Source organism: Aeromicrobium sp., from assembly GCF_047606445.1.
Classification (GTDB): domain Bacteria; phylum Actinomycetota; class Actinomycetes; order Propionibacteriales; family Nocardioidaceae; genus Aeromicrobium.
Map to the genome: position 1 here is coordinate 1 of NZ_JASGEK010000012.1, position 24,163 is coordinate 24,163.

The following is a 24,163-nucleotide window of genomic DNA, read 5'->3' on the forward strand; positions in this document are numbered from 1 at the left end:
GTCGGCGGCCACGGCGGCGGCCCCCTCGGCGTCGGTGAGGATCGCGGCGGCTCCGGCGGCCGCGGCGGCGCCGACGAATCGGGAGCCGTGGGCGCTCGCGCCGGGCAGCGCGGCGAACAGATCGCCCGGACGGACCGCGTCGCTGCTCACCGCCGCCCCCGTGACAGGCACGTCCGGCAGCGGTCGGTCCGCGGACATCCCCGCCGCCGCCACGAGTTCGTCGAGCGGACGTCGCGGGGGCGTCCGAGGTCGGTCATAGGTCAGCTCGGCCACGGTCGAAGACTACCGGTCCGACCGTCCGCCGCGATTCTCAGCGACCGGCCGAACCCGTAGCACCCAAGTGCCCCTCGCGGGTTTATGCTGAATTCATGGCTAAGCAAACCATCGACCAGTTCTTTTCCGATCTCAGCGAAGAGGAGATCGACACCAATTCACCGACGGTCTATTTCGCGCTCGACGGCGTCAGCTACGAGATCGACCTGACCGACGACGAGGCGAGCGCCCTGCGCGACGCCCTGGCCCCGTACATCCAGGCCGGCCGCAAGGTCGCCGGCTCACGGAGCTCCCGCCGCTCCGGCGGTGCCGCCGCCAGCCGTCCCGCCCCGAAGGAGGTCCGTGCCTGGGCCGAGGCCCAGGGCATCGACGTCCCGTCCCGCGGCCGCATCCCGGCCGCGATCCTCGATCAGTACCTGGCGGCCAACCCCTCCTGACCCGCGCACGACGAGTACCCCTCGACTACCCCTCGACAGGGTCGCCGTCGAGGGGTACTCGTCAGTCACCACTCCTGCGGCGTGTTCGGGGCGGGCGCCCCCGTCGGGGCGATCCCGAACCTCTGCAGCGCCATCGACATGATGTCGCGGAACACCGGTCCGGTGGTGGCTCCGCCGGTGGCCTCGGCCTTCGGGTTGTCGATCACCACGTAAGTGACGAAGCGCGGGGCGTCGGCGGGGGCGAATCCGATGAACGACACGGTGTTCGACCCCTGGACGTAACGTCCGGTCTCGGGGTCGACGCGCCAGGCGGTGCCGGTCTTGCCGGCCACGCGGTACCCGGAGATGCCGGCGTTCGGCGCCGAGCCGCCCTCGGCGACGACGGCCTCCATCATCGTGGTGGCCGACCGCGCCGCCTCCTGCGAGATGATCTGCTGCGGCTCGGCCTGCTCGACCGTCGTCTGACTGCCGTCGGGACGTCGGATCCCGCTGACCACCGTCGGCTCACAGATCTGCCCGCCGCCGGCGATCGCGCCGATGGCACGGACGACCTGCATGCCGGTGACCGAGATGCCCTGGCCGAAGGAGATCGTGGCATGGTTCGTCCGGCTCCATTGCGAGCCGTCGGCGAGCAAGCCGGACGACTCGCCCGGCAACCCGACGCCGGTCGCCTGGCCGAAGCCGAACTTGCGCAGATAGCCGTACATGGTGTCGTCGTCCATCTGCTGCGCGGCGATGATCGTGCCGAGGTTGGAGGAGTCGGCGATGACGCCCGCCGCCGTCAGCCGGAGCGTCCCGTGGTCCCAGTAGTCGCCGATCTCGAATCCGTCGATCGTCATCTGCGACGGAACCTCGATGGGCGTCGTCGGCTCGATCTTGCCGAGGTCGGCCAACGCGGCCATCGTGACCGGTTTGAGGACCGACCCCGGCTCGTAGACCGTCTGCACGGCGCGGCTGACGGTGAGGTCGTCGGTGAGGTTCGTCTGCTCGTCGGCGTTGAACGTCGGAACCTGCGACATCTGCAGCACCTCGCAGGTCTGCACGTCCATGGTGATCGCCAGCCCCCAGTCGGCCTGCACCGACGTCACCGCCTCGGCCAGCCGGTCGTCGGCGTACCACTGGAGGTCGCTGTCGATGGTGGTCAGCACGTCGCCGCCGGGCTCCATCGGGACCGCCTGGCTCTCGGCGAGCGGGATCTTCTGACCGGTGGTCGGGTCGACGGTGTAGGTCGCCGAGCCGTCCTTCCCGGCCAACTCGTCGTCGTAGGCCTGCTCGAGGCCGCCGACGCCCTCGCCCTCGTCGTTGAGCCGTCCCAGCAGGTTCGCCGCGACCGAGCCGTTCGGGTAGGAGCGCAGGTTCTGATGCTGGACGAAGACGCCGTTGAGATCGGCCTCCGACAACGCTTCCAACACCGCCTCGGCCTGCCATGCGGGCAGTTCCTTGGCGACGTACTCGAAACGGCTGTCCGGCGTGCGCAGCGTGTCGATGAGGTCGAAGTAATCGACCTCGTCGCCGAGCACCTGGCTCAGGACTCCCGCGATCTGCGGCGCCTTCTCAGCGGTCAACGCCGGGTCGGCCGTCAGGGTGACGCCGTCGTAGCTGGTGGCGAGGGCGACGCCGTTGCGGTCGAGGATCTCGCCCCGCTCGGCGGGCACCTGCGTCGAGCGGGTGCCCGCGTCTTCGGCCTGAGCGGCGTAGGCTCCCGCGTCGAAGCCTTGCAACCGCAGCAGCTGCGCGCCGAAGCCGACGAAGACCGCCGCGATGAGGAACTGCAGCAGCAGCAGACGCCGACGGGTCGCCGCCCGGCGGCGCGCGACGCTCACGGCCGGGCTCCGGCCGGCGTGGGCACGCCGATGATCTCCCCGGTGTCGGGCCGCAAGAACACCGGCGTCTCGATCGGCACCATGCCGAGCCCGGCGGCGGCCTCGGCGAGCGAGGCGGGGTCGGCGAGCCGGTCGGCGTCGTACTCCAACTGCTGCTGCTGGATCTCCAGGCGCGCCGCCTCGGCCTGCAGCCGCGACAGCTCGAAGGCCTGGTCCTGCAGCGCCGTGTTCATCACGACGAGGCCGATCAGCCCCGCCGACAGCACGAACACCACCACGACCACGAAGGGCGCGCGCCGGGCCCGCGCCCGCGCCGGCGCCACGAGGCGTAGAAGCGACGAGGCCCGCTCACGGGTCGGCCGGACTGCGGGACGCGCGACGCGCGCGGCCGGGCGCGCCGGGGACACGCTCATAGTCCGATCCTCTCCACGGCCCGCAGCCGCACAGACGCGGCGCGGGGGTTGTCCTCGATCTCCTCGGAGGAGGCCTGCTCAGCCCCACGAGTCAGCAGCCGGAACCGGGGACGCTGGTCCTCGGGCACGACCGGCAAGTCGCGCGGCGCCGTCTCGGCGGTGACCTGGCGTAGGCCGCGCTTGGTGAGGCGGTCCTCCAGCGAGTGGTAGGACAAGACCACGATCCGGCCGCCCACGGCGAGGCGGTCGAGCGCTGCCGGGAGGGCCCGCTCGTAGACCCTCAACTCGTCGTTGACCTCGACCCGCAGCGCCTGGAAGACCCGCTTGGCCGGATGCCCGCCGGTGCGCCGGGCGGCGGCCGGGATGCTGTCGCGGATCAGCTCGACGAGGCGCGCGCTGGTCGTGAACGGCTCGCGTTCGCGCTCGCGGACCACGTTCTCGGCGATCCGCCGGGCGAACTTCTCCTCGCCGTAGGACCGCAGCACGCGGGCCAGGTCGGCGACGTCGTAGGTGTTGAGCACGTCGGCGGCGGTCAGCGGCCCCTGCGCGTCCATGCGCATGTCGAGCGGCGCGTCCTGGGCGTAGGCGAAGCCCCGCTCGGCCACGTCGAGCTGCATCGAGGAGACGCCGAGGTCGAACAGCACCGCGGTCGCCCGCTCCACCCCCTGGCGGTCGAGCACGTCGGCGATCTCGTCGTAGACGGCCTCGTGCGCGGCGAAGCGCTCGCCGAAGGGGGCCAGTCGCTCGCCCGCGAGCCGCAGCGCGTGCGGGTCGCGGTCGATCCCGACCACGGTGGCCTGCGGGAACCGCTGGAGGAAGGCCTCGCTGTGGCCGCCGAGGCCGAGGGTGGCGTCGACGACCACCGCCCGCTCCCCCGCGACCTCGACCGGCTCGGCGAACAACTCCAGCACGCGCTCCAGCGCCACCGGCACGTGCGTCGGGCGGCTCATCGGGGTGTCCTCGCCGACCGTGACGCCAGACCCCCGGCCGGATGGGTCTGGCGCCGGGGAAGTGCGTCAGCATCACTCGGACGGAGATCTCGCGTCACGGACGGTCGGTCGAGGTCGGTCAGAACAGGTCGGGCATCTCCTCGTCGCCCAGGTCGGCGAAGGCCTCGTCCTGTTCGGCGGTGAAGGCGGCCCAGCGCTCGGCGTCCCAGATCTCGATACGGTCCATCGCACCGATCACCGCGCACTCGCGCTCCAGCGAGGCCCACTCGCGCAACAGCGCCGGGATCGCGATCCGGCCCTGCTTGTCTGGCACCTCGGTGGAGGCCGAGGCGTAGAGCACTCGCTGGAAGTAGCGCACCTTCTTGTTCGCGAACGAGGACGCCCGCAGTTTCTGGGTGAGCTCGGCGAAGGTCTCGGGCTTCCACCCGTAGACGCAGTTCTCCTGCCCCTTGGCCAAGACGACGCCCTCGTGGAGCTGCGCCCGGAACTTCGCCGGCAGGAAGATGCGCCCCTTCTCGTCGAGTTTGGGGGTGAACGTCCCGAAGAACTGCGTGGCCTCCACGGTCCTCACGCACCCCCTCGTCCCCCCGCTCGATCATGCTCGGTCCTCCCTTTCACTCCACCCTACTCCACTTCGCACCACTCGCCACAGCAGACCCGGCAGGACACCGCCGTCACAACCCACCACCTGGCCACCGGGCATGAAAAAACCGCCCCCGAGGGGGCGGTGGAGAAGGGGAGACCGTGGGGCTAGAAGCGACCGTCGTCGTCGCGGCGCCGCTGCCAGCGCTGCTCCATGCGCTCCACGAACGACGTCGACGACCCGCCACGCTCGCGCCGCGACCGACGCGGTCCGGAACTGATGTCGGTCACGGGCTCCTCGACCTCGGAGCCGAAGCCGCGCCGCCAGGCGGTGACGAACACGTGGCCGCTGCCGACCATCACCACGAAGCCCAGCACCGCCAACCACGTGTAGGTGGCCATCGTGCCGAAGAACAGCACCCCGAGACCGGCCAGGAAACCCACCGCCGACAGCGCCGCGAGACGCCGGTTGCGCTCCTCGAAGGCCGATCCGCGCAGGGTTGAGGCGAAATCCGGGTCCTCGGCGGCGAGCGACTGCTCCAACTGCTGGAGGAGTCGGGCTTCCTCGTCTGACAGCGGCACGATGATCTCCTGAACGACGGTGGTCACCCCAGTCTAGGCCGCCTCTGGTCATCAGGCCAGGACCGTCGCCGCGCCGACGGCCGCGCCGTCGCTCGGCTAGGGTGCTCGGCATGTCGCGCATCGTGGTCGTCGGGGCTGGTTTCGCCGGACTGTCGGCGGCGGCCCGCCTGGCCAAAGCCCGTCACGCGGTGACCCTGCTCGAGGCGACCGACCGTGTCGGCGGGGCGCTCCACCCGTTGGAGATCGACGGCCGCGCATGGAATCTGCACCCCCAGGCGGTCACCACGCCCGGCGTCTTCCGCGACCTGTTCCGCAAGTCCGGCCGGACGATGGAGGCGAGCCTCGGACTCACGCCCGCGCCGCCGCGCCGTCACATCTTCGACGACGAGACCGTCCTCGACCTGCCGACGGGCCACCGCTCCGAGCAGCACGACGCGGTGACGGGGCTCGTCGGCTTCGACACCTGGTCGCCGTGGGTCGACTCGCTCGCCGACGTCTGGGAGGTGCTGCGCCGTCAGTCCTACGACCAACTCCTCACCGGCCCGGAGGCCTTCGACAAAGGGGCGCGCAAGACGCTGCGGACCCGGCGCATGATGTCGTCGTTCGGCAAGCGCTCCTTCGCCGACGAGCGGCTGCGCAAGCTCGTGCTCGACCCAGTCCGCCACCACGGCCACGAGCGCGGCGCGACGCCGGCCTTCCTGTCCATGTGGCACTACGTCGAGCGCACCTTCGGCCGGTGGTCCTTCGACGGCGACTGGCCGGGCCTGGCCGCGGCGATGGAGAAGCGGATCGGCGAGCGCAAGGTCGACCTGCGGCTGAACACGCGCGCCGAGGCCCTCGTGCGCGGCGGCGGACAGATCGTCGCGGTGCAGACCGACGCCGGACGGATCGACTGCGAGGTCGTGGTCTGGTGCAACCGCCACCTCCCCGAGGCCTACGACCGCGACCCCGGCGTGCCCGCGATCCCCGCCTCCCGCACGCTGCTGCTGCTCGACGGCGACCCCCCGGAGCTGGCCGAGGAGACGGTCGTCCACGGCAATCCCCCGGTGGTCGCTCACCGCACCAGCGAGGGCCATTGGACCCTGGAGCACCGCAGCGGCGAGGACGTGCTGACCGCACTGGCCCGCTATGGCGTCGACCTGCGGGAACGAGTGCTCCAGCGGCACGACCTCAACCCCTCCGAAGTCGTCGCCCATGTCGACGAGGGCTGGACCTGGACCGGGTGGACGTCGATGTTCCGCCGTCCCGGCGTGGCTCCCACCGGCGGCATCTTCCACGCCGGGGCGCACGCCCACCCCGGCCCCCGGCTGGAGCACGTCGGCATGGCGACGGCCGCCATCGCCGCGGAGCTGGGGACCGCCCCGCGGCGATGACCGTCAGCCTCGCTCAGGCGTCGAGCACGTAGGTGCCCGGCGCGGCGATGATCGGGCGGTGTCGCGCGCTGCCCGCCTCGGCCGGAGCCGGCCGGAGCTCGCCGGAGCGCTCGGACAGCCAGTTCGCGTAGTCGGGCCACCACGACCCCTTGACCCGCTCGGCGCTGTTCTCCCACTCCTGCGCCGACATCGAGACGTCCTCGGAGACCCGGTAGCTCGACTTCGGGTTGCTCGGCGGGTTGACGAGCGCGGCGATGTGGCCGTTGGTCGACAAGACGAAGCGGGTCTTCCCGCCCAGCAGCTGGCTGCTGCGGTAGCAGTTCATCCACGGGCAGATGTGGTCGGCCGACCCCGCGACGACATAGGAGTCGACGTCGATGTCGCCCAGGTCGATCGGGTGGCCGAGCACCGTGACCGCCTTCGGCTTCACGAGCGAGTTCTCGACCGCGATGTTGACGAAGTCCTCGTGCAGCCGGGCCGTCATGCGCGTGGTGTCGGCGTTCCAGTAGAGGATGTCGAAGGCCGGGGGCTTGCGGCCCTGGAGGTAGTTGTTGACCCAGTAGTTCCAGACGAGGTCGGACGGACGCAGCCAGGCGAAGATCTCGGCGAGCTGGCGGCCGTCGAGATAGCCCTGCCGCTTCGACTTGGCGATGGCCGCCTGCGCGCTCTTGACGTCGACGAGCGAGGCCGCCGTGCCGCCCTTGCTCTGGTCGATCATGGTCACGAGCAGGCTGAGGCTCGCCAGCCGGTCGGTGTTGGCCGACGCGGCCCGGTAGGCGGCCGTCATCGCGGCGAGCAAGCCGCCAGAGCAAGCCGCCACGGTGTGCGCCTTGCCGACTCCGGTGATCTCGTCGACGGCGTTGAAGGCCTCGAAGATCGCCTCGGCGTACTGGTCGGCGCCCCACTGGCTGTGCCGGGCGTCGGGATTGCGCCACGACAATACGAACACCTGCTGCTTCTGTTGGACCAGGTACTCGACGAGGCTGCGGCCGGGCGCGAGGTCGAGCACGTAGTACTTGTTGATCGTCGGCGGGATGATGAGCAGCGGGACCTCGTAGACCTCCTCGGTCTGCGGCGTGTACTGCAGCAGCTCGAACATCGGCGTGCGTGCCACGACCATGCCCGGCGTCGCCGCGACGTTCTCGCCGACCGTGTAGGCGCTCTTGTCGACCATCGACGGGATGCGCGGCGCGGTGCTGAGGTCGCTGACCAGGTTCTTCAGCCCGGAGAGCACATTGCCGCCGCCGGTGTCGATGAACGCCTTCCACGCCACCGGGCTGATGAACGGGTTGTTGCTGGGCGAGAGCGCCTCGACGAGGTTCGTCGTCACGAACTGCAGCCGTTCGGAGTCCTGCCACTCCAGCGGCAACTCCTGCACGAGGCCCTCGGCGGCGGTCGCGCTGGCCAGATAGGTCTGGACCACCCGGCGCAGCATCGGGTTGCCGGTCCAGGCCGGGTCGGCGAACCGCTTGTCCCGCTTCGACGGCGCGATCTCGGAGGTGCCGAGCGCGATCCGTCCGAACTCGCCGGCCAGCTCGACGCTCCGCGCGGTGACGCGCTGGCGGCGGCGCACCATGGCGCGGGCCATGTTGAGTCCAGAGCGGCCGGGCAGAAACCGCTGCACGGTGCCTTGCGCGGCGCGCGTCAGCAACAGATCCAACGGCGCCGAGACGTCTGAGTTCGCCATCGTGTCCCCTTCCCTGAGGTGTCCTCGCCATCGTCCGCCCGGCGCGCGAGCGGCGGCAATGTCGGCGGCGACAGGTTTCGCCCGTGAACAGTGTCCTGCGTCACACGGTCACGCGCGACCTTGACGGCGTAGCCTCTCGCTATGACCGTGCGCCCGCCTGACTCCCGCGTCGCGGAGGTGGCCCGTCACCTGCTGGAACGGCTCGACGAGCTCACCGACCAGCTCGTGGACCGGCTCGCCGAGCAGATCGACGTCTACCGTGACGGTGGCTTACTGGCCGCCGACGACGTGCGCCGCTCGACCCGCGACAACCTCGAGGACATGCTCCGCTGGCTGGCCGACGACCACCATGGGCTGGCCGCGCCCCGGCGCACCGGCCAGGCCCGCGCCGAGCAAGGGGCCCCGCTGCCGGAGGTGCTGCGCTCGTTCCGCATCGGCACGGCCTTCCTCTGGGAGCAGCTGCTCGCCCAGGCCCGCACGATGGGCCGCCCGACGCCCGCGGAGCTGCTCGACGCGGCCACCGACCTGTGGGGCATGGCCGACGACTACTCCATCGCGCTGACCGAGTCCTATCGCGCGGCGGTCGGCAAGGCCATGGTCGACGCCGACCGACGACGCTCCGCGCTCGTGTCGGCGCTGCTCGACGGGCCCTCGGCGGAGAACAAGACCGCCTGGGAGATCGCCCGCATGTTGGGCCTGCCCTTCGAGGGCTCCTTCCTCGTGGTCGTGGCCGAGACGCCCGAGTGGGGCGAGTCGGCGCTGCCCGGCGTGGAGGAGCGGCTGCGCCCGATGGACGTGATGTCGGCGTGGCGCGCTCAGGTCGACCGGGAGGTCGGCGTGCTGTCCTACGGACGCCACCGCTCGGCCGAGGAGGTGCGCGACGTCGTCTCGCAGGTCGCGCGAGGACGGGTGGGCGTGAGCCCGGTGTTCACCTGCCTCGACCAGACGCCCCGCGCGCTGCGCTTCGCCCAAGTCGCGGTCGAGTCCCTGCCGCCCGGCTCCGGGCAGGTCCGCCAACTGCGCGACTCGCCGCTGGCGGAGCTGGTCATCGACAGTCGCGACACCACGAGCCGATTCGTCCACGACGTGCTCGGCGAGGTGCTGGCCCTGCCCGACGAGGAGCGCGGCACGCTGCTGACCACCGCTGAGGCGTGGCTCGACGCGCGCGGCTCGGCCGCCGACGCCGCCCGCGTCCTGTACTGCCACGAGAACACGGTGCGCCAACGGCTGCGCCGGTTGGAGGAGCGCCTGCGCGGCGAGCTCGGCGACCCGATGACCGTGGCGGAGTTGGCCATCGCGACCCAGGCGTTGCGGGCGTTCCCCGATCTGGGGAGGGGCGGCCGATGACCGGCGTCCGCGAGGAGCTCGCCGAACGGGTGGTCCTCGACCAACGGCTGCGGGTGTCGGTCCGTCACGGCGACGCGCCCGGACGCCCGCTGATCCTGTGCAATGGCATCGGGGCGAGTCTCGACATGCTGCAGCCCTTCGTCGACGCGCTCGACCCGGCGATCACCGTGATCCGCTTCGACGTGCCGGGGATCGGCGGTTCGCCGCTGCCGAAGCGGCCGTATCTGCTGGCCACGCTCGCCAAACTCGTCTCGCGTCTCGCCGGGGATCTCGGGCACGAGACCTTCGACGTGCTCGGCATCTCCTGGGGCGGCGCGCTCGCGCAGCAGATCGCCTTCCAGTACCCCGACCGCTGCCGCCAGCTCGTGCTGGTGGCGACCGCGCCGGGCTGGATGATGGTCCCGGCGCACCCCAAGGTGCTGCGTCGCATGATCACGCCGAAGCGCTACCAGGATCCGACCTACGCGGCCAAAATCGCCCCGGAGATCTACGGCGGCAGCCTGCGCGACGACCCCTTGCGGGTGCGCGAGCTGATGAACACCCACGAGCCGGTCACCAGCCGTCGCGGCTATCTGCTGCAACTCGCGGCCTTCACCGGCTGGACGAGCACGCCGTTCCTGCCGATGGTCAACCAGCCCACGCTGATCCTCGCCGGCGACGACGACCCGATCATCCCGCTGGCCAACGCGAAGCTGATGGCCAAACTGCTCCCGAACGCGCGACTGCACGTCTACGCCGACGGCCACCTGGGACTGATCGTGGCCGCCGACAAGCTGGCCCCGGTCGTCGCGGACTTCCTGCGGTCTTAGAGCACGCCCTCGGCGCGCAGCCGCTCCCAGATCTCGCGGGTGGCCTTCGACCGGTTGAGCGTGATGAAGTGCAGGCCGGGCGCTCCGCCGGCCATCAGATCGCGACAGAGCCGGGTGGCCAGGTCGATGCCCGCCGCCCGGACCGCGGCGGGGTCGTCACGGATCGGCTCGACGACCTCTAACACCTCCGGCGGCAGGGCCGCGCCGGACAGCTCGGCCATACGGGCCACCTGGCGGAAGTTCAGGATCGGCATGATGCCCGGCACGATGGGCAGGTCGGCGCCCAGCGACCGGACCCGTTCGACGAGGTCGAAGTAGTCGCTGGCGCGGAAGAACAACTGGGTGATCGCGAAGGCCGCGCCCGCCTCGGCTTTGGCGGCGAGCACCTTCGCGTCGTCGTCGAGCGACCCGGCGTCGGGGTGGCCCTCCGGGAAGGCCGCCACGCCGACCGTGAACTCACCGGTCTCGCGGGCCAGCTCGACCAGCTCGACCGCGTGGTCGAGTCCCCCGGGGTGCGGCTCCCAGGACGCGCGCGGGCCTCCGGGCGGATCGCCGCGCAGGGCGAGCACGTCGCGCACCCCCGCGTCGGCGTACTGGCGCAGCACCTCGGCGAGCTCCTCGCGGGTCTGCCGCACGAGAGTCAGGTGCGCCACCGGCCGCAGGCTCGTCTCGGCGGCCACTCGCGAGGTGACCCGCACGGTGCGGTCCTGGCTGGTGCCGCCGGCGCCGTAGGTGATCGAGACGAACGCCGGGTCGAGCGCCTCCAGCTCGGTGATCGTGTCCCACAGCACGGTCTCCCCCTCGTCGTCCTTCGGCGGGAAGAACTCGAAGGAGACCGACGGGGCGTCGCCGGCCAAGAGATCGACGAGGGAGGTCGCGGAGTGCTCGGACACGCCCGCCACGGTATCGTCCGGCGCGTGAGCGAGGGTGAGGACTCCACATGCCGGACGTGACCGCGATCGACGCCGCGCTGACGGCCTTCCTCGACCGCCAGCGGACCCGCTGGTCGCCGGTCGACCCCGAGCTGGCCGACCTCATCGAGGCGGCCCGGGACTTCGTCGCCGACGGCAAGCGCATGCGCCCGCTGTTCTGCCTGGCCGGCTGGCGGGCTGCGACCGGGGCGAGCGCCGAGGAGCCCGCCCCGCCCGGCATCGTGAACGCGGCCGCCGCCTGGGAGTGGCTGCAGGGCAGCGCGCTCGTCCACGACGACCTGATGGACGCCTCGGACACCCGGCGCGGCCGCCCCAGCGTGCATCGCGCCTTCGAGGCGCGCCACCGCGACGAGGACCGGCTCGGCGACCCCACGACCTTCGGCGCCCAGGCGGCGATCCTGCTCGGCGACCTGATGTTGTCGTGGTGCGACGAGATGCTGCGCCAGAGCGAGGGCCTCGACCCGGCCCGTCTCCTCGCGGCCTTCGGCGTGCTCGACGACTGCAAGAACGAGGTCGCCTACGGCCAGTACCTCGACGTCGTGGCGCAGACCCGTCGCGACGTGTCGGCCGACATCGCCGAGCACGTCGTCATGTTCAAGTCGGCCAAGTACACGATCGAGCGGCCGCTGCACCTCGGCGCGGTGCTCGGCGGAGGCGACGCCGACCTCCTGGCGCGGCTCAGCGCCGTCGCGATGCCGCTCGGCGTGGCCTTCCAGCTGCGCGACGACCTGCTCGGCGTCTTCGGCGATCCCGCCGTCACGGGAAAACCGGCCGGCGACGACCTCCGCGAGGGCAAGCGCACGGTCTTGGTGGCGCGGGCGCTCGACCTGCTCCCCCCCGCCGACGCCGCCCGGCTGTCGGCGGCGCTCGGCACCGCGAGCGGCGTGGCGACGGCCGCCGGCCTGATCGCCCGTAGCGGCGCGGTCGCCGACGTCGAGCGACGTGTCGCCGATCACGCGAACGCCGCGAGAGTCGCCGCGCAGGCCCTTCCCCCGGCCACCCGGGAGGCCCTCGAACCGCTCATCGAACGCTCGGTGCGACGCGACCGGTGACATCCTCCTTTAGACTCGACCGGTAGAGCCGTCGAGGGGCGGACCTCAAGCGTGCGCGACAGGAGGTGAGCATGGCCGTCATCGGAGACGACGCCCTGATCGGTCAGCTCATCCAAGGTCGCTATCGCATCACCGAGTTCATCGCCCGCGGCGGCATGGCGAGCGTGTTCCTCGCCGTCGACACCCGGCTCGACCGCGACGTCGCCATCAAGATCATGCATCAGGGGTTGGGCGACCCCGCGCAGTTCGTCGAACGTTTCCGTCGCGAGGCCAAGTCGGCGGCCCGGCTCAACCACCGCAACGTCGTGGCGGTCTTCGACCAGGGCAGCGACGGCCCGATCACCTACCTCGTGATGGAGCACGTCCCCAACCGCACGCTGCGCGAGGTGATGCGCGACGAGGCCCCGATGGACCCGCTGCGGACGCTCGACATCGTCGAGCAGGTGCTGATCGCACTGGTCGCCGCCCACGACGCGGGCATCGTGCATCGCGACGTCAAGCCCGAGAACGTGCTCATCACCCCCGACGGCGAGGTCAAAGTCGCCGACTTCGGGCTGGCCCGGGCGATCAGCTCGGCGACCACCGCCACCGGCAACGCGCTGATCGGCACCGTCTCGTACTTGGCGCCCGAGGTGGTCATGCACGAGGGCACCGACGAGCGCTCCGACGTGTACGCCGTCGGCGCGATGACCTACGAGATGCTGACCGGCCTCAAGCCGCATCACGCCGACACGCCCATCCAGGTGGCCTACAAGCACGTCCACGAGGACATCGGCCCGCCGTCGGCGCTGCGTCCGGGCCTGCCCGACTACGTCGACGCGCTGGTGGCCCGGGCCACCGCCCGCGACCGCGACCAGCGTGCGGCCGACGCGCGCGAGCTGCTGCACCACGTCCGCCGCGTCCAGCAGGCGCTGGGCAGCGGGGCCATGCAGGACGCCGTGCTCGCCGCCGATCTGCATCCCCGTCTCGTCGCCGCCCCGGCCACCTCCGAGACGGCCTCTGCGGCCCCTGCCGCGGCAGGGGCCGACACCGAGGATCTGGCCCCGGCGGCGACGGCGCTGGAACGGCTCGGCGCCGACCACCCGCTCGTCAGCACCTCGACGGTCGTCCTCGACCCGGTCGGTCCCGCTCCCGCCCCTCCCTCGCGGCCGCCCGCCCCCGCCCCGGCGGCTCCGGCCCCATCCGCGCCGAAGCCGTCGGCCGACCGTTCGCACTCGCGGAGAGGACGGGTGCTGTTGATCCTGGCGATCCTCGCCGCAGTCCTCGTCGGGATCGCCGGGTACTACTTCGGCGTCGGCCGCTTCGACGAGACGCCCAAGCTGGTCGACCTGACCGAGCAGGAGGCCGAGGCCTCGGCGAAGAAGGCGGGGTTCGCCTTCGAGGTCTCCGAACGGGAGTTCTCCGAGGAGATCCCCGCCGGAACGGTCATCTCGACCGATCCGAGCCCGGGCGACCGCATCCTGCCCGGCAGCAAGATCAACGCCGTGGTCTCGAAGGGCCCCGAGCGGTACACCGTGCCGGAGTTGGCGGGCATGGCCCTCGCCGACGCCGAGGCGGCGCTGGAGGAGAACAGTCTGAAACTCGGCGAGGTCACCGAGACCTGGCATCAAGAGGTCCCCGAGGGGCAGGTGGTCTCCATCGAGGGCGTCGCGGTCGGCGACCAGGTCAAACGCGACACCGAGGTCGACGTCGTGGTGAGCAAGGGCCGCGAGCCGCTCCCGGTCACCGACTACACCGGCCAGACCGGCGCCGCCGCCACTGCGGGCCTGGAGGCCACCGGGTTCGTCGTGGCCGCCCAGGAGGAGTTCAGCGACGACGTCCCGGCGGGCACCGTCATCGACCAGAACCCCAAGAGCGGCGAGGCGCTGCGCGGCGACACCGTCACGCTCACCGTCTCCAAGGGGCCGGAGCTGATCGAGGTGCCCGACGTCGAGGGCATGAAGAAGGACGAGGCCGAAGCGGCGTTGACGGCCGCCGGCTTCACCCCGAGCGCCTACGGTCCGCCGCGCAACTTCCGGGTGCGCGACCAGACGCCGGAGGCCGGCAGCATGCAGCCGCCGGGCACGACGATCACCTTCTTCGGCTTCTGACCCCGCCCCCTCCGGAGAAGTGAGACGATCGTCTAAGATCGCCCCATGGACGACACCGTGCCCCGCATCACCCCCGGCGGCCTGCGCGAGCTGGGCCTCGTCAACCACGCCATCAGCGCCGTCGCCGGCAGAGTCGTCGGCGACCGGCCCCGCGTCTTCACGACCCTCGGCCGCCAACGGGGCCTGTTCCGCGCCTGGCTCTGGTACAGCGCCCATCTCATGCCCGGCGGCAAGCTCCCCCGTCGCGAGACGGAGATGCTCATCTGCCATATCGCCGAGACGCGCGGCTGCGCCTACGAGCTGGCCCAGCACCAACGCATCGGGCGGCGGGCCGGGCTGACCCTCGAGGAGGTCCAGCACGCGGGCGACCGCGCGTGGTCAGGCTGGAACGACCGCGAGCGCGCACTGCTCGACGCCGCACACCAGTTCGTCACGACGCGCGGTATCGACGACGAGGCGTGGAAGGCCCTGCGCCGCCACCTCGACGAGGCGACGGCCGTCGAGTTCTGCCTGCTGTGCGCGCAGTACGACTCGCTGGCCACCGTGCTGATGACCCTGCGCGTCCAGCCCGACGAACTGCCGCCACTGCGCTGAGGCTCAGCCCTCGCGCAGCATCTCGGCGACGAGGAAGGCGAGCTCCAGCGACTGCGCGCGGTTGAGGCGCGGATCGCAGAGGGTCTCGTACCGTGTCGACAGGTCGGCCGGCGACAGGCGGTGGCCGCCGCCGAGGCACTCGGTCACGTCGTCGCCGGTCAGCTCGACGTGCAGACCGCCGGGCCAGGTGCCGAGCGAGCGGTGCACCTCGAAGAAGCCGCGGACCTCGTCGATGACGTCGTCGAACTCGCGGGTCTTGTAGCCGTTGTCGGTGGCGAAGGTGTTGCCGTGCATCGGGTCGCACACCCACGCGGCCTCGACCCCGGCGGCGGCGACCTTCTCGATGACGGTCGGCAGGCCGTCGCGGATCTTGCCCGCGCCGAAGCGGGTGATGAAGGTGAGCTTGCCGGGCGCGCGGTCCGGGTTGAGCTTCTCGGCCAGCGCGATGGCGTCGTCGGCGGTGGTGGTGGGGCCGAGTTTGACGCCGACGGGGTTGGCGATGCGGCTCAGCAGCTCCACGTGGGCGCCGTCGAGCTGACGGGTGCGCTCGCCGATCCACAGGAAGTGGCCCGAGACGTCGTAGTGCTGCTCGGTGCGCTGGTCGACGCGGGTGAGCGCGTGCTCGTACTCCAGCAGCAGCGCCTCGTGCGAGGAGTAGAAGTCGACGGTGTGCAGCTGCTCGTCGTCGACGCCGATGGCCTCCATGAAGGCGAGGGCCTTGTCGATCTCGGCGACCAGGCTCTCGTACCGCTCGCCGAGCGGGTTGTTCTGCACGAAGTCGGTGTTCCAGGAGTGCATCTGGCGCAGGTCGGCGTAACCGCCCTGGGTGAAGGCGCGCGCGAGGTTGAGCGTGGCGGCCGACGCGTTGTACAGGTCGACGAGGCGCTGCGGGTCGTGGGCGCGGCTGACCGCGTCGAAGGCGAAGCCGTTGACCGCGTCGCCCCGGTAGGCCGGGAGGGTGACGCCACCGCGGGTCTCGGTGTCGGAGGAGCGCGGCTTGGCGTACTGCCCGGCGAGGCGGCCGACCTTGACGACCGGGACGCTCGCGGCGTAGGTGAGCACGACGGCCATCGACAGCAGGACGCGCAGCTTGTTGCGGGTGTTGTCGGCGGTGACGCCCTCGAAGGTCTCGGCGCAGTCGCCGCCCTGCAGCAGGAAGGCCTCGCCCCGCTGGACCTGCGCCAGCCGGTCGCGCAGGGAGTCGCACTCCCCCGCGAACACCAGCGGCGGCATGTTCCGCAGGGTGGTCACGGCCGCGTCTCGGGCGGCCTCGTCGAGGTAGGTGGGCTGCTGGGCCGCGCCGATGGCGTGAAGCTCGGCCAGGCTGGGGATAGTCACCCGGCCATCGTATCGACCGGGGAGGCGTCCGGGGCGGTCGCACATCGACGGACGCCTCGAACTCCGCAGCGGAGCCGCGTTCGTCCGGCCGAAGGCCGATGCCTCACCTCATTCGAGTCCCGCTCTCGGCACGCTTTTCGCGGAGCTGGTGGCGCCGAAGCGCTGCTGGGCCGCCTGCCGGCTGGTGCCGAGCGCCGCGCCGATGACGGTCCAGGAGTCCCCTGCCTCGCGGGCTGAGGCGACGGCGGCGCGCAGTTCGGCCTCGGCCGCGTCGATGGCTTTGCGCGCGGCGATGATGCGTCGGAAGTTCGACGCGTCGCGAGCCACGAGAGCGGCCGTGTCGAGCGAGTCCAGCCAGGCTTCCGTGTCGTTGGGGTTCGTCGTGTTCGCACTCATATAGATCACCCTCCTATCGGAGAAGGTCGTAGAACTTCGGTCGGAGCCGATCCGCATGGATGATGCGGACTGGCTGTTCGGCGGGGACGGCGACCAGTTCAAGCAGGGCGCCGTGTCGGTCGGGACCGATGACGATGAGGCGGTCCTCGCCGTATTGCTCGGCCTCAACGGTTCGGATCGCGTTCTCCCAGGCGTGGAGGATGTCGGCGTCAGTGACACCATGTTTGCGAGCCGACCCCCGGATCTCCACATGTCAAGGCTAGTTGACGTACAGGGGGACGTCAATACTTTCTTGACACCCCCGCCTCAATGGCTCGCCTGGGACACGTCGGTCCCGCGTGGGGTGAGGGCGAAGACACCCGCCGCGACGACCAGCATGATCGCGCCGCCGACGAGTCCTGTGGCCTGGAGCGACTGGTTGAAGGCCTCCCCCGCGGCGGCGGCCAGCTCGGGCAGCCCGAGCTTCTCGGCGATGGCGAAAGCTCCGCCCAACGACTCTTGGGCCTGTTCGGCCACCGCCGGGTCCATCGCCGCCGAGGCCGGGGCGTCGGCGAGCGACTGGCGGTAGATGAGCGCCGAGACACTGCCGAGGATCGCCACGCCGAGCGTGCCGCCGAGCTCGTAGGACGTCTCCTCCAAAGCCCCTGCGTTGCCGGCCTTCTCCTCCGGCGAGCCGGACATGATCATCGCCGAGCCGATGGCGAGCGAGCCGGTGCCCGCGCCGACGAGGCCGAGCGCGATCAGCACCACCGTGAGGTCGAGGTTCTCGGCCTTCCCACCGAGGATGAGCATGCCGACTCCGGCCAGCGCGAGGCCCCCGGCGAGCACCGACCGGGCGCCGATCAGCCGGGCCAGCGGCGGCGCGGCCACCGACGCCAACGCCCCGGCCAGCGCGGTCGGAATGAGCCGGACGCCGGCCTCGATGGGCGACGCGCCGTCAATCAGTTGCAGCCACTGGGCGATCAACAGGAAGGCCGCCATCATCGCGAACATCGTGGAGAAGGCCGCGAGCATGCCCGCTGAGAACAAGCGGCTGCGGAACAGCCTCAGATCGAGCAGCGGGTGGTCGCGGCGCAAGCAGCGCGCCACGAACCAGCCCAGCGCCGCCAGGCCGATGAGTGCGGCGACCCACGCCTCCGGGACGGCGAGACTCGACTGCTTGCCGAACTCCTTGACCGCCCAGACCACCGCGACCATGCCGACGAGCGACAGGGCGGCGGCGAGCGCGTCCCACGGCCCCGGGTTCGCCACGCGTGACTCCGGCAGCAGGAAGGCGCCTGCGACCACGCCCAGCAGCATGAGCGGCACGTTGACGAGGAAGGCCGCGTGCCAAGAGAAATGCTCCAGCAACAGTCCGCCGATGAGCGGCCCAATCGCCACGCCGAGTCCCGCGACGGCCGCCCAGACGCTGAGCGCGGTGGCCCGCTCGGCGGGGTCGGTGAAGAGGACACGGATGAGCGAGAGCGTGGTCGGCATGATCATCGCGCCGCCGACGCCGAGCAGGGCACGGATCGCGATGACCTGTTCGGCGCTGTCGGCCAGCAGCACCAGCAACGAGGCGAGCGCGAAGATGCCGTAGCCGAGCAGCAGCATGCGCTTGCGGCCCCACCGGTCGGCGACGGCCGCCCAGGAGACGAGCAGTCCGGCGAGCACCAGCGAGTAGATGTCGACGATCCACAGTTGTTGGTCGGCGGTCGGCCGCAACTCCCCCGCCATCTCCGGCAGGGCGATGTTGAGGATCGTCATGTCCATGGCGATGACGAGCAGGCTCGCGGTGAGCACGCTCAAGGCGAGCCAACGCTGGGCGCGGGTCAGATTCGAGGCGGACATGTCACTCACTCTCCGCGGTAGGCATGGCGACGAGGGCGCGGATCACGCGGGCGATGGACTCCTCGTCGAGGGGATGGTCGTTGAGGGCGGCGTGCATCGTGACGCCGTTGAGGTAGGAGTCGATGGCCACGGCCCGCTCGCGGCCGACATGACGGGCGAGGATCGCGGTGAGCCGGTCGGTCCAGCGCGCGGACAGGGCGCGCAGGTCGGAGTCGGTGGTGGCCGCCGAGACCAGAGCCATCGTGGACCGGACCTGACGGGTGTCGAGCAGCCACGCGCGCATGATGGCGGCGCCGCGTTCGGCGAGGTCGTCGGCGCCGGCGAGCGCGGTCTCCACCTCGTCGAGGTCGGTGTCGATCTCGTCGGCCAGGTGGCCGAGCGCGGCCTCGCGCAACGCGTCGATGGACGGGAAGTGCCGGGTGGTGGAGCCGAGCGAGACCTCGCCCCGGGCGGCAGCCGCCCGGTGGGTCAGGGCCGCGACACCCTGCTCGCTGACGATCTCAGCGGCCGCCACCACGATGGTCCGCCGCGTCGCCTCCGGGTCACGTCGCCGTGGCGAGGAGTCCTCGTCCACCATTCGCCTCCTTGAAGAACAAATGTACGCGTACATTTGTACCGTAAGGATCGGCGCTGATCAACTCCGACTCAGCGACCGATGGCGATGTCCTCGGGATCAGGCGGCAGGAGTTCAGCCACCGGCACTCCCAACACCTCCGCGAGCGCGACCAACGTCCGCAAGCGGGGATTCGCGGGCGTCCCCGGATTCGACTCGCCCTTCTCCAACTTCTGGTAGGTGAACGTCGTGATCCCCCCGCGACCGCCAGCCGCTCCTGGGTCAATTCCCGCCGAATGCGCTCCCGATGCAGCCGCACGCCGAGCTCCCGCGCGTACACCACCCACGGATCGTCCTTGCTTCTACGCTCGGCCACCCATCGAGGGTGGGCGTCGAACCGATCTCACATGGTCATGTAAACATGGTAATCTGCGGCCTGACTCAATGAATGGAGCCCACTGGTGACCGTCACTCCTCTGCCCGGATTCCTGCCGGGTGTCGTGACAGTCCTTTCAGATGTCGTCGCTGCGACGCGCGCCATCACGCCCTATCTGGCCGTTATGTGCACGCTCGTCCTGACTTTCCACGCGGTGGCTGGAGCGCGGTCATCACGGGCACGAGAGCTGAACCGGCTGGCGAAGGTCGAGTACACCGGAGTCGAGCACCTGGAACCCGCCACATCCGCCCTGCGTCGTTTCCTCTCCGGCACCGGACTCGCCGTCCTCTCCATCACCTTGATCGGAGCCACCTCCGGCGTTGAGGAAGAGGTGGTGCAGGGCTCCCTGCGACCGATCGACGCCATGACCGATCTGGTCGGCGGCGAACCGGTGACCTACATTCTCCAGAGTCCGAACGTCACGTTCATGGACGACAGCGTGATCCCGCCCGAGAGCGCCGACGAGGTAGCCGAGCAGGCGACCTTCCCGGTGGTCCCCTTCGGAAAACACCTGTTCAACATCGATGACGGGTCCGCGATTCAGGTGTCGATCCCCGACGACCTCTACGCCGACGTCTCTGGTCGACCAGTCGCCGGGTGCTCCTCCGCCTCCGTCATCGTCGACGACACCGTACGGGCCTCCCCCGGCGATCACGTCCTCGTCAACGGCGTCCTGCTGCGGGTGGCTCGGGTGGACGACGGCATCGCGCAGATGAACCGCTCCGTCGGCGTGCTGTCCCACTCGACCGTTCGTGACTGTCTCACCGCTGGACAGCAAGAGGCGTACTTCGGAGTCATCGCTTTGACCGACGACATCGACGCGGTCAGGCGGGTGGTCGAGTCCGCAGGGCCTGACGGGCTCGCGGTGGTCTCCGCCGAGGACTTCGCCGTCAACAAACCGGGCTTTCTGGCAGGCCAACGCGACGCCGCTGCTCTTACAGGTCATCGTCTACCTCTCGCTGTTCGGCGCGTGGGCGTCAGCCGGTGAACGCCGTTCCGCGCTCCAACGGAACGCCCGTGAGATCGGCATGTTGCATGCCGCCGGCGTGAGTTTCCGTGACCTCCGAGCTGTCGAACGCCGACGGGCACTCAGCACGACCTTCCGAGCCGCACTGGTCGCCACGCCGCTCATGATCCCGGTGGCGGTCGCCTTCAACGCGAGCGAGCTCGGCTTGCAGGTCGGTATCGGACTGACAGAAGTCAGTGTGGGCATCGCACTCACCGCCCTGGCCATGCTGGCCGCCTCGCACCGGGCGCTGTCCCGTTTCGAGCGATCCCTCGACCTCTCTTTGGCGGTGCGCGGATGAGCGGCGTGCGCTTGATCGAAGTCACCAAGCGATATCAGGGGCAGACGGTTCTCGACCGCATCGACGTCTCCTTCCCTCCCGGACGTCTCAGTCTCATCACCGGTCCGTCGGGCTCGGGCAAGACGACGCTGCTCCATCTGGCCGCCGGACTCGCCGTGCCGGACAGCGGCCGTGTCGAGGTGGGTGACCGCGCCGTCTCCGAGTTGTCGGGTCGTGAACGAGCACGTTTCCGTGCGGGCGTGGGCGTCGCGTTCCAACGCTCAGGACTGCTCGGCGGCCTCACCGCTCGGGAGAACATCACTGTCGGGCACCGGCTGACTGGTCGCGCGGTCGATCCTTCATGGGTCGACCACCTCACCGATCTCCTCGGCGTCGCTGCTGTGCTCGACCTGCGTGCCAGCCGACTCTCGGGGGGCCAAGCACAGCGTGTGGCGCTCGTCCGCGCTCTCGCGCACCAGCCGCCGGTTTTGTTCGCCGACGAGCCGACCGCCTCCCTCGACTCCCACGGAACCGACCAGGTCCATGAGCTACTGCGTCGGCTCAGCCACGACCACGCGATCACCGTCCTGCTCGTCTCCCACGACCAGACCGCACCCCACCACGCCGACGAGGTCTTCGCCCTCGCCGACGGCCACCTGTCCCCCGCCGCGTCCGCTCGTCATCGAAGGGAATCTCTAGCATGAATCACACCGAGGCAATGCTCAACGACGATTCGTCAACGAGGGAACTCGCCGATACCTTCGCGCAGCTCCGCAAGGACGCGTGTTCGCGTGAGATTGAGTCTATTGAGCTTGATGTCGAGCGCGTGGCATACGAAGACCCCAAGAGTCTTCTTCCTGCCGCGCACCCCACAATCACTCGAGAGATGGTCCTCCGCGAGGTGCGCCGAACGACATCGGAGGCTCTGCGCCTGCTCGGATTCACGCAGAACTCCAACTCACTTCCCTTGCCTGACCTCGTGCGTTCCCTCGCAAAGGCTGGAAGATTCGACGGCCTTGGGAACGTCTTCACTCAATCATCGGAAATCGCCTCGTTATGGCATCAGAAGACCGCGTACAGCCCTTTAGCGCTCGCTCCCCAGTATGGAAGTGAAGATGTCCTCCCCCTCCCCCAACTGAGAGCAGACGGGTCGACGCCACAGGCGCACGAGCCAGATCGAAGGTTTGGTCGGTTCATACCCGTACCTGCTGACGATCCGGCCCGCGCAGCCTGGCGTTATCACCCCGACACGATTGAACTTCGTAAACGTGGCCTCCATCTCCGCCGCAAACTGACAGACCGCCTCAGCGACGAAGTCAGGTGCCCTGACGGCTCCGTCGCACGGGTGGCTGCCATTGCCGGTGGAGCCGCCTGGCCCGACATCTATGCCGTTGCCGATCTCCTCAACACGCGTCCCAACCTCCACGTTGAACTCGATGTGTTCGACTGGGACCGCGCCGCGATTCATATCGGTGTTCTGAACGCATCGGAGATTCTTGGGACGGCCACCAACGAGACCGCACAAACACACCTAGATCAAGCCAACCGTGTCACCACCGTGTCCGCAGGTCGAGCCCAGGTGCGCTTCATCGAGACAGATGTCTCAAATCACCAGGCCCTTCAGGCCTATGCTCACGAGAACGGCTCTGCTGGCTATGACGTCGTCGAGGCAGTCGGCCTCGTCGAGTACTTCACTCAAGACTCCGCTCCCTTCATCATCGCCACGATGGACTCATTGCTGAAAGACGAGTCCGGCATGGGCGTCATCGCCAACATGACCGCATACCACGACCACCCGCAGATCCTTGGCGTCATCGGCTGGCGTTCTCTACGGCCTCGTTCTCTCCGAGAGATCATCCGGATCGTTGACAACGGAGTCGGTCTCAGTCGTAAGCACTCTCACCTGGAGAAGAGCAGTGAACTTCTCGACGGGATGAGCTACCTCTACGTCAGCTGGGAAAAGTAGCGGCCCATCATGCATGGAGTGAAAACGGCGTCGAGGAACTCCGGCTGGGGCAGGGTTTCCACCAGCTCGGCGGACAGGCCGAGCGCCAACGTCGTAGACCGTTCGGATCATCACCCGCACCTCCCATGTCGCCGTTCGACCACATGAGCAAAAGTGGTCGAACGGCGACATCTCACCTCACCCCACGGATCGGGTGGACGGCGAGCGCGGCCAGCACGGCGGTGACCAAGACGAGGACGTAGAGGGTCGGGTAGCCCCAGAGGTTGACGACGACACCACCGCAGGCCGCCGCCAGAACATACGGGAGGACGTTGGCCACACCGATGATGCCGAGGTCCTTGCCGCGGTCCTTCGCCTCGGGCAGCACCTGGGTGATGAGCGCCTGGTCGACACTCGCGTACGCGCCATAACCGACACCGAGCAGCACCGCACCGACGCACGCGGCGGGCATGTTCGGCAGGAAGGCCAGCACCAGCCCGGCCACGCCCTGCATCACCGACGAGATCACGACCAGCCGTTTGCGCAGCATCGTCCGGTCCGACCAGCGTCCTGCGGGAATCGCCACCGCCGTCGCCGACAGCGCGTAGAGGACCGTCAGCACCAGCACCATCAGGTCGGGGTCGTCGACGCCGAGGTGGTCCTTCAGATAGAAGTACAGATAGATCTGCGCCAACGCGTTCGACAGTTGGATGCCGAAGCGCCCCAACCACGCCCACGTGAAGTCCGCGTGCCGCAGCGGCGCGACCAGGCCCGTCAGCACCTCACGCGCCGACGGCGCGGGCGGGCGGCTCTCCTTCGGCAGCCGCACGCTGCGCGCCCGCAGCGCGAACGGCAGCGCCATCAGCAGGCACACCGCGCCGACCACGCCGTACTGCACGACGACCTCGCCGCCGACGCCCACGACGATCGCGATCACCAGCAGCGGCCCGAAGCTCACCGCGATGCTGTAGAACGCCGACACGTAGGCGCGCTGCGTCACCGGCACGTCGTCGGGCACCACGGCCAGCACCGCCGACCCCGCGCTCGCGTAGCCCACGGCGACCACCGACCAGCTCAGCACCACCATGTACGGCTCGGTCGCGAAGCCCTGCGCCACGACCCCGACCGCCATGACGACGATGCCGCCGACGATCCACGGATACCGGCGACCCCGCGCGTGTGTGGTGCGGTCCGACAACACACCGACCGTGATCGTCACGACCACGGTGATCGCCGCCGCCAGGCCCGTCGCCCACGCCGTCAGCGCGACCTTCGCCGCGTCGCTGTCGGTGATCTGCTCGGCCTGCTCCGGCAGCACGATCTGGGCGACCGCGTAATAGGCGCCGAACATGCCCATCATCACGAGCGTCCACGGCGTCAGCCAGCGTCGGCCGACCCGGGTCGTCGGCTCCTCCCACAACGGCGTGTCGGTCAT

The 24,163-nt window shown here is 70.1% G+C and carries 25 protein-coding genes; 11 read left to right on the forward strand and 14 right to left on the reverse strand.

All coding sequences use genetic code 11. The features are described from left to right. A partial coding sequence (locus QM621_RS03145; protein WP_414988898.1) for a Mur ligase domain-containing protein occupies window positions 1-273 on the reverse strand: 273 nt, incomplete at its 3' end. A gap of 95 nt (window positions 274-368) precedes the next feature. On the opposite strand from QM621_RS03145, the gene QM621_RS03150 reads away from it, so the two are divergent. Beyond that, window positions 369-710 (forward strand): histone-like nucleoid-structuring protein Lsr2, encoded by a 342-nt coding sequence (locus QM621_RS03150; RefSeq protein WP_414988899.1) that lies wholly within the window; start codon window positions 369-371, stop codon window positions 708-710. A gap of 65 nt (window positions 711-775) precedes the next feature. On the opposite strand, the gene QM621_RS03155 is transcribed toward QM621_RS03150, so the two are convergent. From QM621_RS03155 to QM621_RS03175, 5 genes are all read right to left on the reverse strand, one after another. Continuing rightward, on the reverse strand, window positions 776-2,533 hold the full coding sequence (locus QM621_RS03155; protein ID WP_414988900.1) for a peptidoglycan D,D-transpeptidase FtsI family protein: 1,758 nt from the start codon (window positions 2,531-2,533) through the stop codon (window positions 776-778). Next, window positions 2,530-2,946, reverse strand: a complete 417-nt coding sequence (locus QM621_RS03160) for a hypothetical protein (protein WP_414988901.1) — start codon at window positions 2,944-2,946, stop codon at window positions 2,530-2,532. Before QM621_RS03160 ends, QM621_RS03155 begins: the two co-directional genes overlap by 4 nt. Next, entirely contained in the window at window positions 2,943-3,896 is a 954-nt protein-coding gene (gene rsmH / locus QM621_RS03165; RefSeq protein WP_414988902.1) for a 16S rRNA (cytosine(1402)-N(4))-methyltransferase RsmH, read from the reverse strand. Before rsmH ends, QM621_RS03160 begins: the two co-directional genes overlap by 4 nt. A 118-nt stretch (window positions 3,897-4,014) precedes the next feature. Beyond that, window positions 4,015-4,467: a division/cell wall cluster transcriptional repressor MraZ gene (mraZ, locus tag QM621_RS03170; RefSeq protein ID WP_414988903.1), complete on the reverse strand. Its 453-nt coding sequence runs from the start codon at window positions 4,465-4,467 to the stop codon at window positions 4,015-4,017. A 179-nt stretch (window positions 4,468-4,646) separates the two neighbouring features. Further along, entirely contained in the window at window positions 4,647-5,087 is a 441-nt protein-coding gene (locus QM621_RS03175) for a DUF3040 domain-containing protein (protein ID WP_414988904.1), read from the reverse strand. Between the two features lie 83 nt (window positions 5,088-5,170). Between QM621_RS03175 and QM621_RS03180 the strand changes: the two genes are divergently transcribed. After that, window positions 5,171-6,433, forward strand: coding sequence for a phytoene desaturase family protein (locus QM621_RS03180; RefSeq protein ID WP_414988905.1), 1,263 nt, complete (start codon window positions 5,171-5,173; stop codon window positions 6,431-6,433). 13 nt (window positions 6,434-6,446) lie between these two features. On the opposite strand, the gene QM621_RS03185 is transcribed toward QM621_RS03180, so the two are convergent. After that, on the reverse strand, window positions 6,447-8,120 hold the full coding sequence (locus QM621_RS03185; RefSeq protein WP_414988906.1) for a PHA/PHB synthase family protein: 1,674 nt from the start codon (window positions 8,118-8,120) through the stop codon (window positions 6,447-6,449). A gap of 141 nt (window positions 8,121-8,261) precedes the next feature. Here QM621_RS03185 and QM621_RS03190 point away from each other — a divergent pair, with 141 nt between their 5' ends. Together QM621_RS03190 and phaZ are read left to right on the forward strand one after the other, a co-directional pair. Continuing rightward, on the forward strand, window positions 8,262-9,467 hold the full coding sequence (locus tag QM621_RS03190; protein WP_414988907.1) for a PucR family transcriptional regulator: 1,206 nt from the start codon (window positions 8,262-8,264) through the stop codon (window positions 9,465-9,467). Next, entirely contained in the window at window positions 9,464-10,276 is an 813-nt protein-coding gene (gene phaZ / locus QM621_RS03195) for a poly(3-hydroxyalkanoate) depolymerase (protein ID WP_414988908.1), read from the forward strand. The genes QM621_RS03190 and phaZ overlap by 4 nt, the downstream gene beginning before the upstream one ends. Here phaZ and metF read toward each other — a convergent pair. Further along, the gene (gene metF, locus QM621_RS03200) at window positions 10,273-11,169 is read right to left on the reverse strand and encodes a methylenetetrahydrofolate reductase [NAD(P)H] (RefSeq protein ID WP_414988909.1); all 897 of its coding nucleotides are present in this window, start codon (window positions 11,167-11,169) and stop codon (window positions 10,273-10,275) included. The two genes, phaZ and metF, sit on opposite strands and share 4 nt — an antisense overlap. A 47-nt stretch (window positions 11,170-11,216) precedes the next feature. On the opposite strand from metF, the gene QM621_RS03205 reads away from it, so the two are divergent. The 3 genes from QM621_RS03205 (at window position 11,217) to QM621_RS03215 (ending at window position 14,944) form a co-directional block, all read left to right on the forward strand. Beyond that, window positions 11,217-12,260, forward strand: a complete 1,044-nt coding sequence (locus QM621_RS03205; RefSeq protein WP_414988910.1) for a polyprenyl synthetase family protein — start codon at window positions 11,217-11,219, stop codon at window positions 12,258-12,260. A 71-nt stretch (window positions 12,261-12,331) separates the two neighbouring features. Continuing rightward, window positions 12,332-14,350: a Stk1 family PASTA domain-containing Ser/Thr kinase gene (gene pknB, locus QM621_RS03210; protein WP_414988911.1), complete on the forward strand. Its 2,019-nt coding sequence runs from the start codon at window positions 12,332-12,334 to the stop codon at window positions 14,348-14,350. 45 nt (window positions 14,351-14,395) lie between these two features. Continuing rightward, complete coding sequence (locus QM621_RS03215; protein ID WP_414988912.1) at window positions 14,396-14,944, forward strand: carboxymuconolactone decarboxylase family protein; 549 nt, start codon at window positions 14,396-14,398, stop codon at window positions 14,942-14,944. 3 nt (window positions 14,945-14,947) lie between these two features. Here QM621_RS03215 and QM621_RS03220 read toward each other — a convergent pair whose 3' ends face one another. The 5 genes from QM621_RS03220 to QM621_RS03240 form a co-directional block, all read right to left on the reverse strand. Next, complete coding sequence (locus QM621_RS03220) at window positions 14,948-16,327, reverse strand: class II 3-deoxy-7-phosphoheptulonate synthase (RefSeq protein WP_414988913.1); 1,380 nt, start codon at window positions 16,325-16,327, stop codon at window positions 14,948-14,950. 63 nt (window positions 16,328-16,390) lie between these two features. Next, window positions 16,391-16,678: a hypothetical protein gene (locus QM621_RS03225; protein WP_414988914.1), complete on the reverse strand. Its 288-nt coding sequence runs from the start codon at window positions 16,676-16,678 to the stop codon at window positions 16,391-16,393. Between the two features lie 13 nt (window positions 16,679-16,691). Further along, on the reverse strand, window positions 16,692-16,928 hold the full coding sequence (locus QM621_RS03230; RefSeq protein ID WP_414988915.1) for a hypothetical protein: 237 nt from the start codon (window positions 16,926-16,928) through the stop codon (window positions 16,692-16,694). Between the two features lie 56 nt (window positions 16,929-16,984). Continuing rightward, window positions 16,985-18,508 carry an MFS transporter gene (locus QM621_RS03235; RefSeq protein ID WP_414988916.1) on the reverse strand — a complete coding sequence of 508 codons (1,524 nt, stop codon included), beginning with the start codon at window positions 18,506-18,508 and terminating at the stop codon, window positions 16,985-16,987. A 1-nt stretch (window position 18,509) separates the two neighbouring features. Further along, window positions 18,510-19,085: a TetR/AcrR family transcriptional regulator gene (locus QM621_RS03240; protein ID WP_414988917.1), complete on the reverse strand. Its 576-nt coding sequence runs from the start codon at window positions 19,083-19,085 to the stop codon at window positions 18,510-18,512. 437 nt (window positions 19,086-19,522) lie between these two features. Here QM621_RS03240 and QM621_RS03245 point away from each other — a divergent pair, with 437 nt between their 5' ends. The 4 genes from QM621_RS03245 to QM621_RS03260 are packed head-to-tail and all read left to right on the forward strand — an operon-like array spanning window position 19,523 to window position 22,749. Next, window positions 19,523-20,485 (forward strand): hypothetical protein, encoded by a 963-nt coding sequence (locus QM621_RS03245; RefSeq protein WP_414988918.1) that lies wholly within the window; start codon window positions 19,523-19,525, stop codon window positions 20,483-20,485. A gap of 58 nt (window positions 20,486-20,543) precedes the next feature. Continuing rightward, window positions 20,544-20,804: a hypothetical protein gene (locus tag QM621_RS03250; protein WP_414988919.1), complete on the forward strand. Its 261-nt coding sequence runs from the start codon at window positions 20,544-20,546 to the stop codon at window positions 20,802-20,804. 5 nt (window positions 20,805-20,809) lie between these two features. After that, window positions 20,810-21,487, forward strand: coding sequence for an ABC transporter ATP-binding protein (locus QM621_RS03255; protein ID WP_414988920.1), 678 nt, complete (start codon window positions 20,810-20,812; stop codon window positions 21,485-21,487). Next, window positions 21,484-22,749 (forward strand): hypothetical protein, encoded by a 1,266-nt coding sequence (locus QM621_RS03260; RefSeq protein ID WP_414988921.1) that lies wholly within the window; start codon window positions 21,484-21,486, stop codon window positions 22,747-22,749. Before QM621_RS03255 ends, QM621_RS03260 begins: the two co-directional genes overlap by 4 nt. 172 nt (window positions 22,750-22,921) lie before the next feature. Here QM621_RS03260 and QM621_RS03265 read toward each other — a convergent pair whose 3' ends face one another. Then, the gene (locus tag QM621_RS03265) at window positions 22,922-24,163 is read right to left on the reverse strand and encodes an MFS transporter (RefSeq protein ID WP_414988922.1); all 1,242 of its coding nucleotides are present in this window, start codon (window positions 24,161-24,163) and stop codon (window positions 22,922-22,924) included.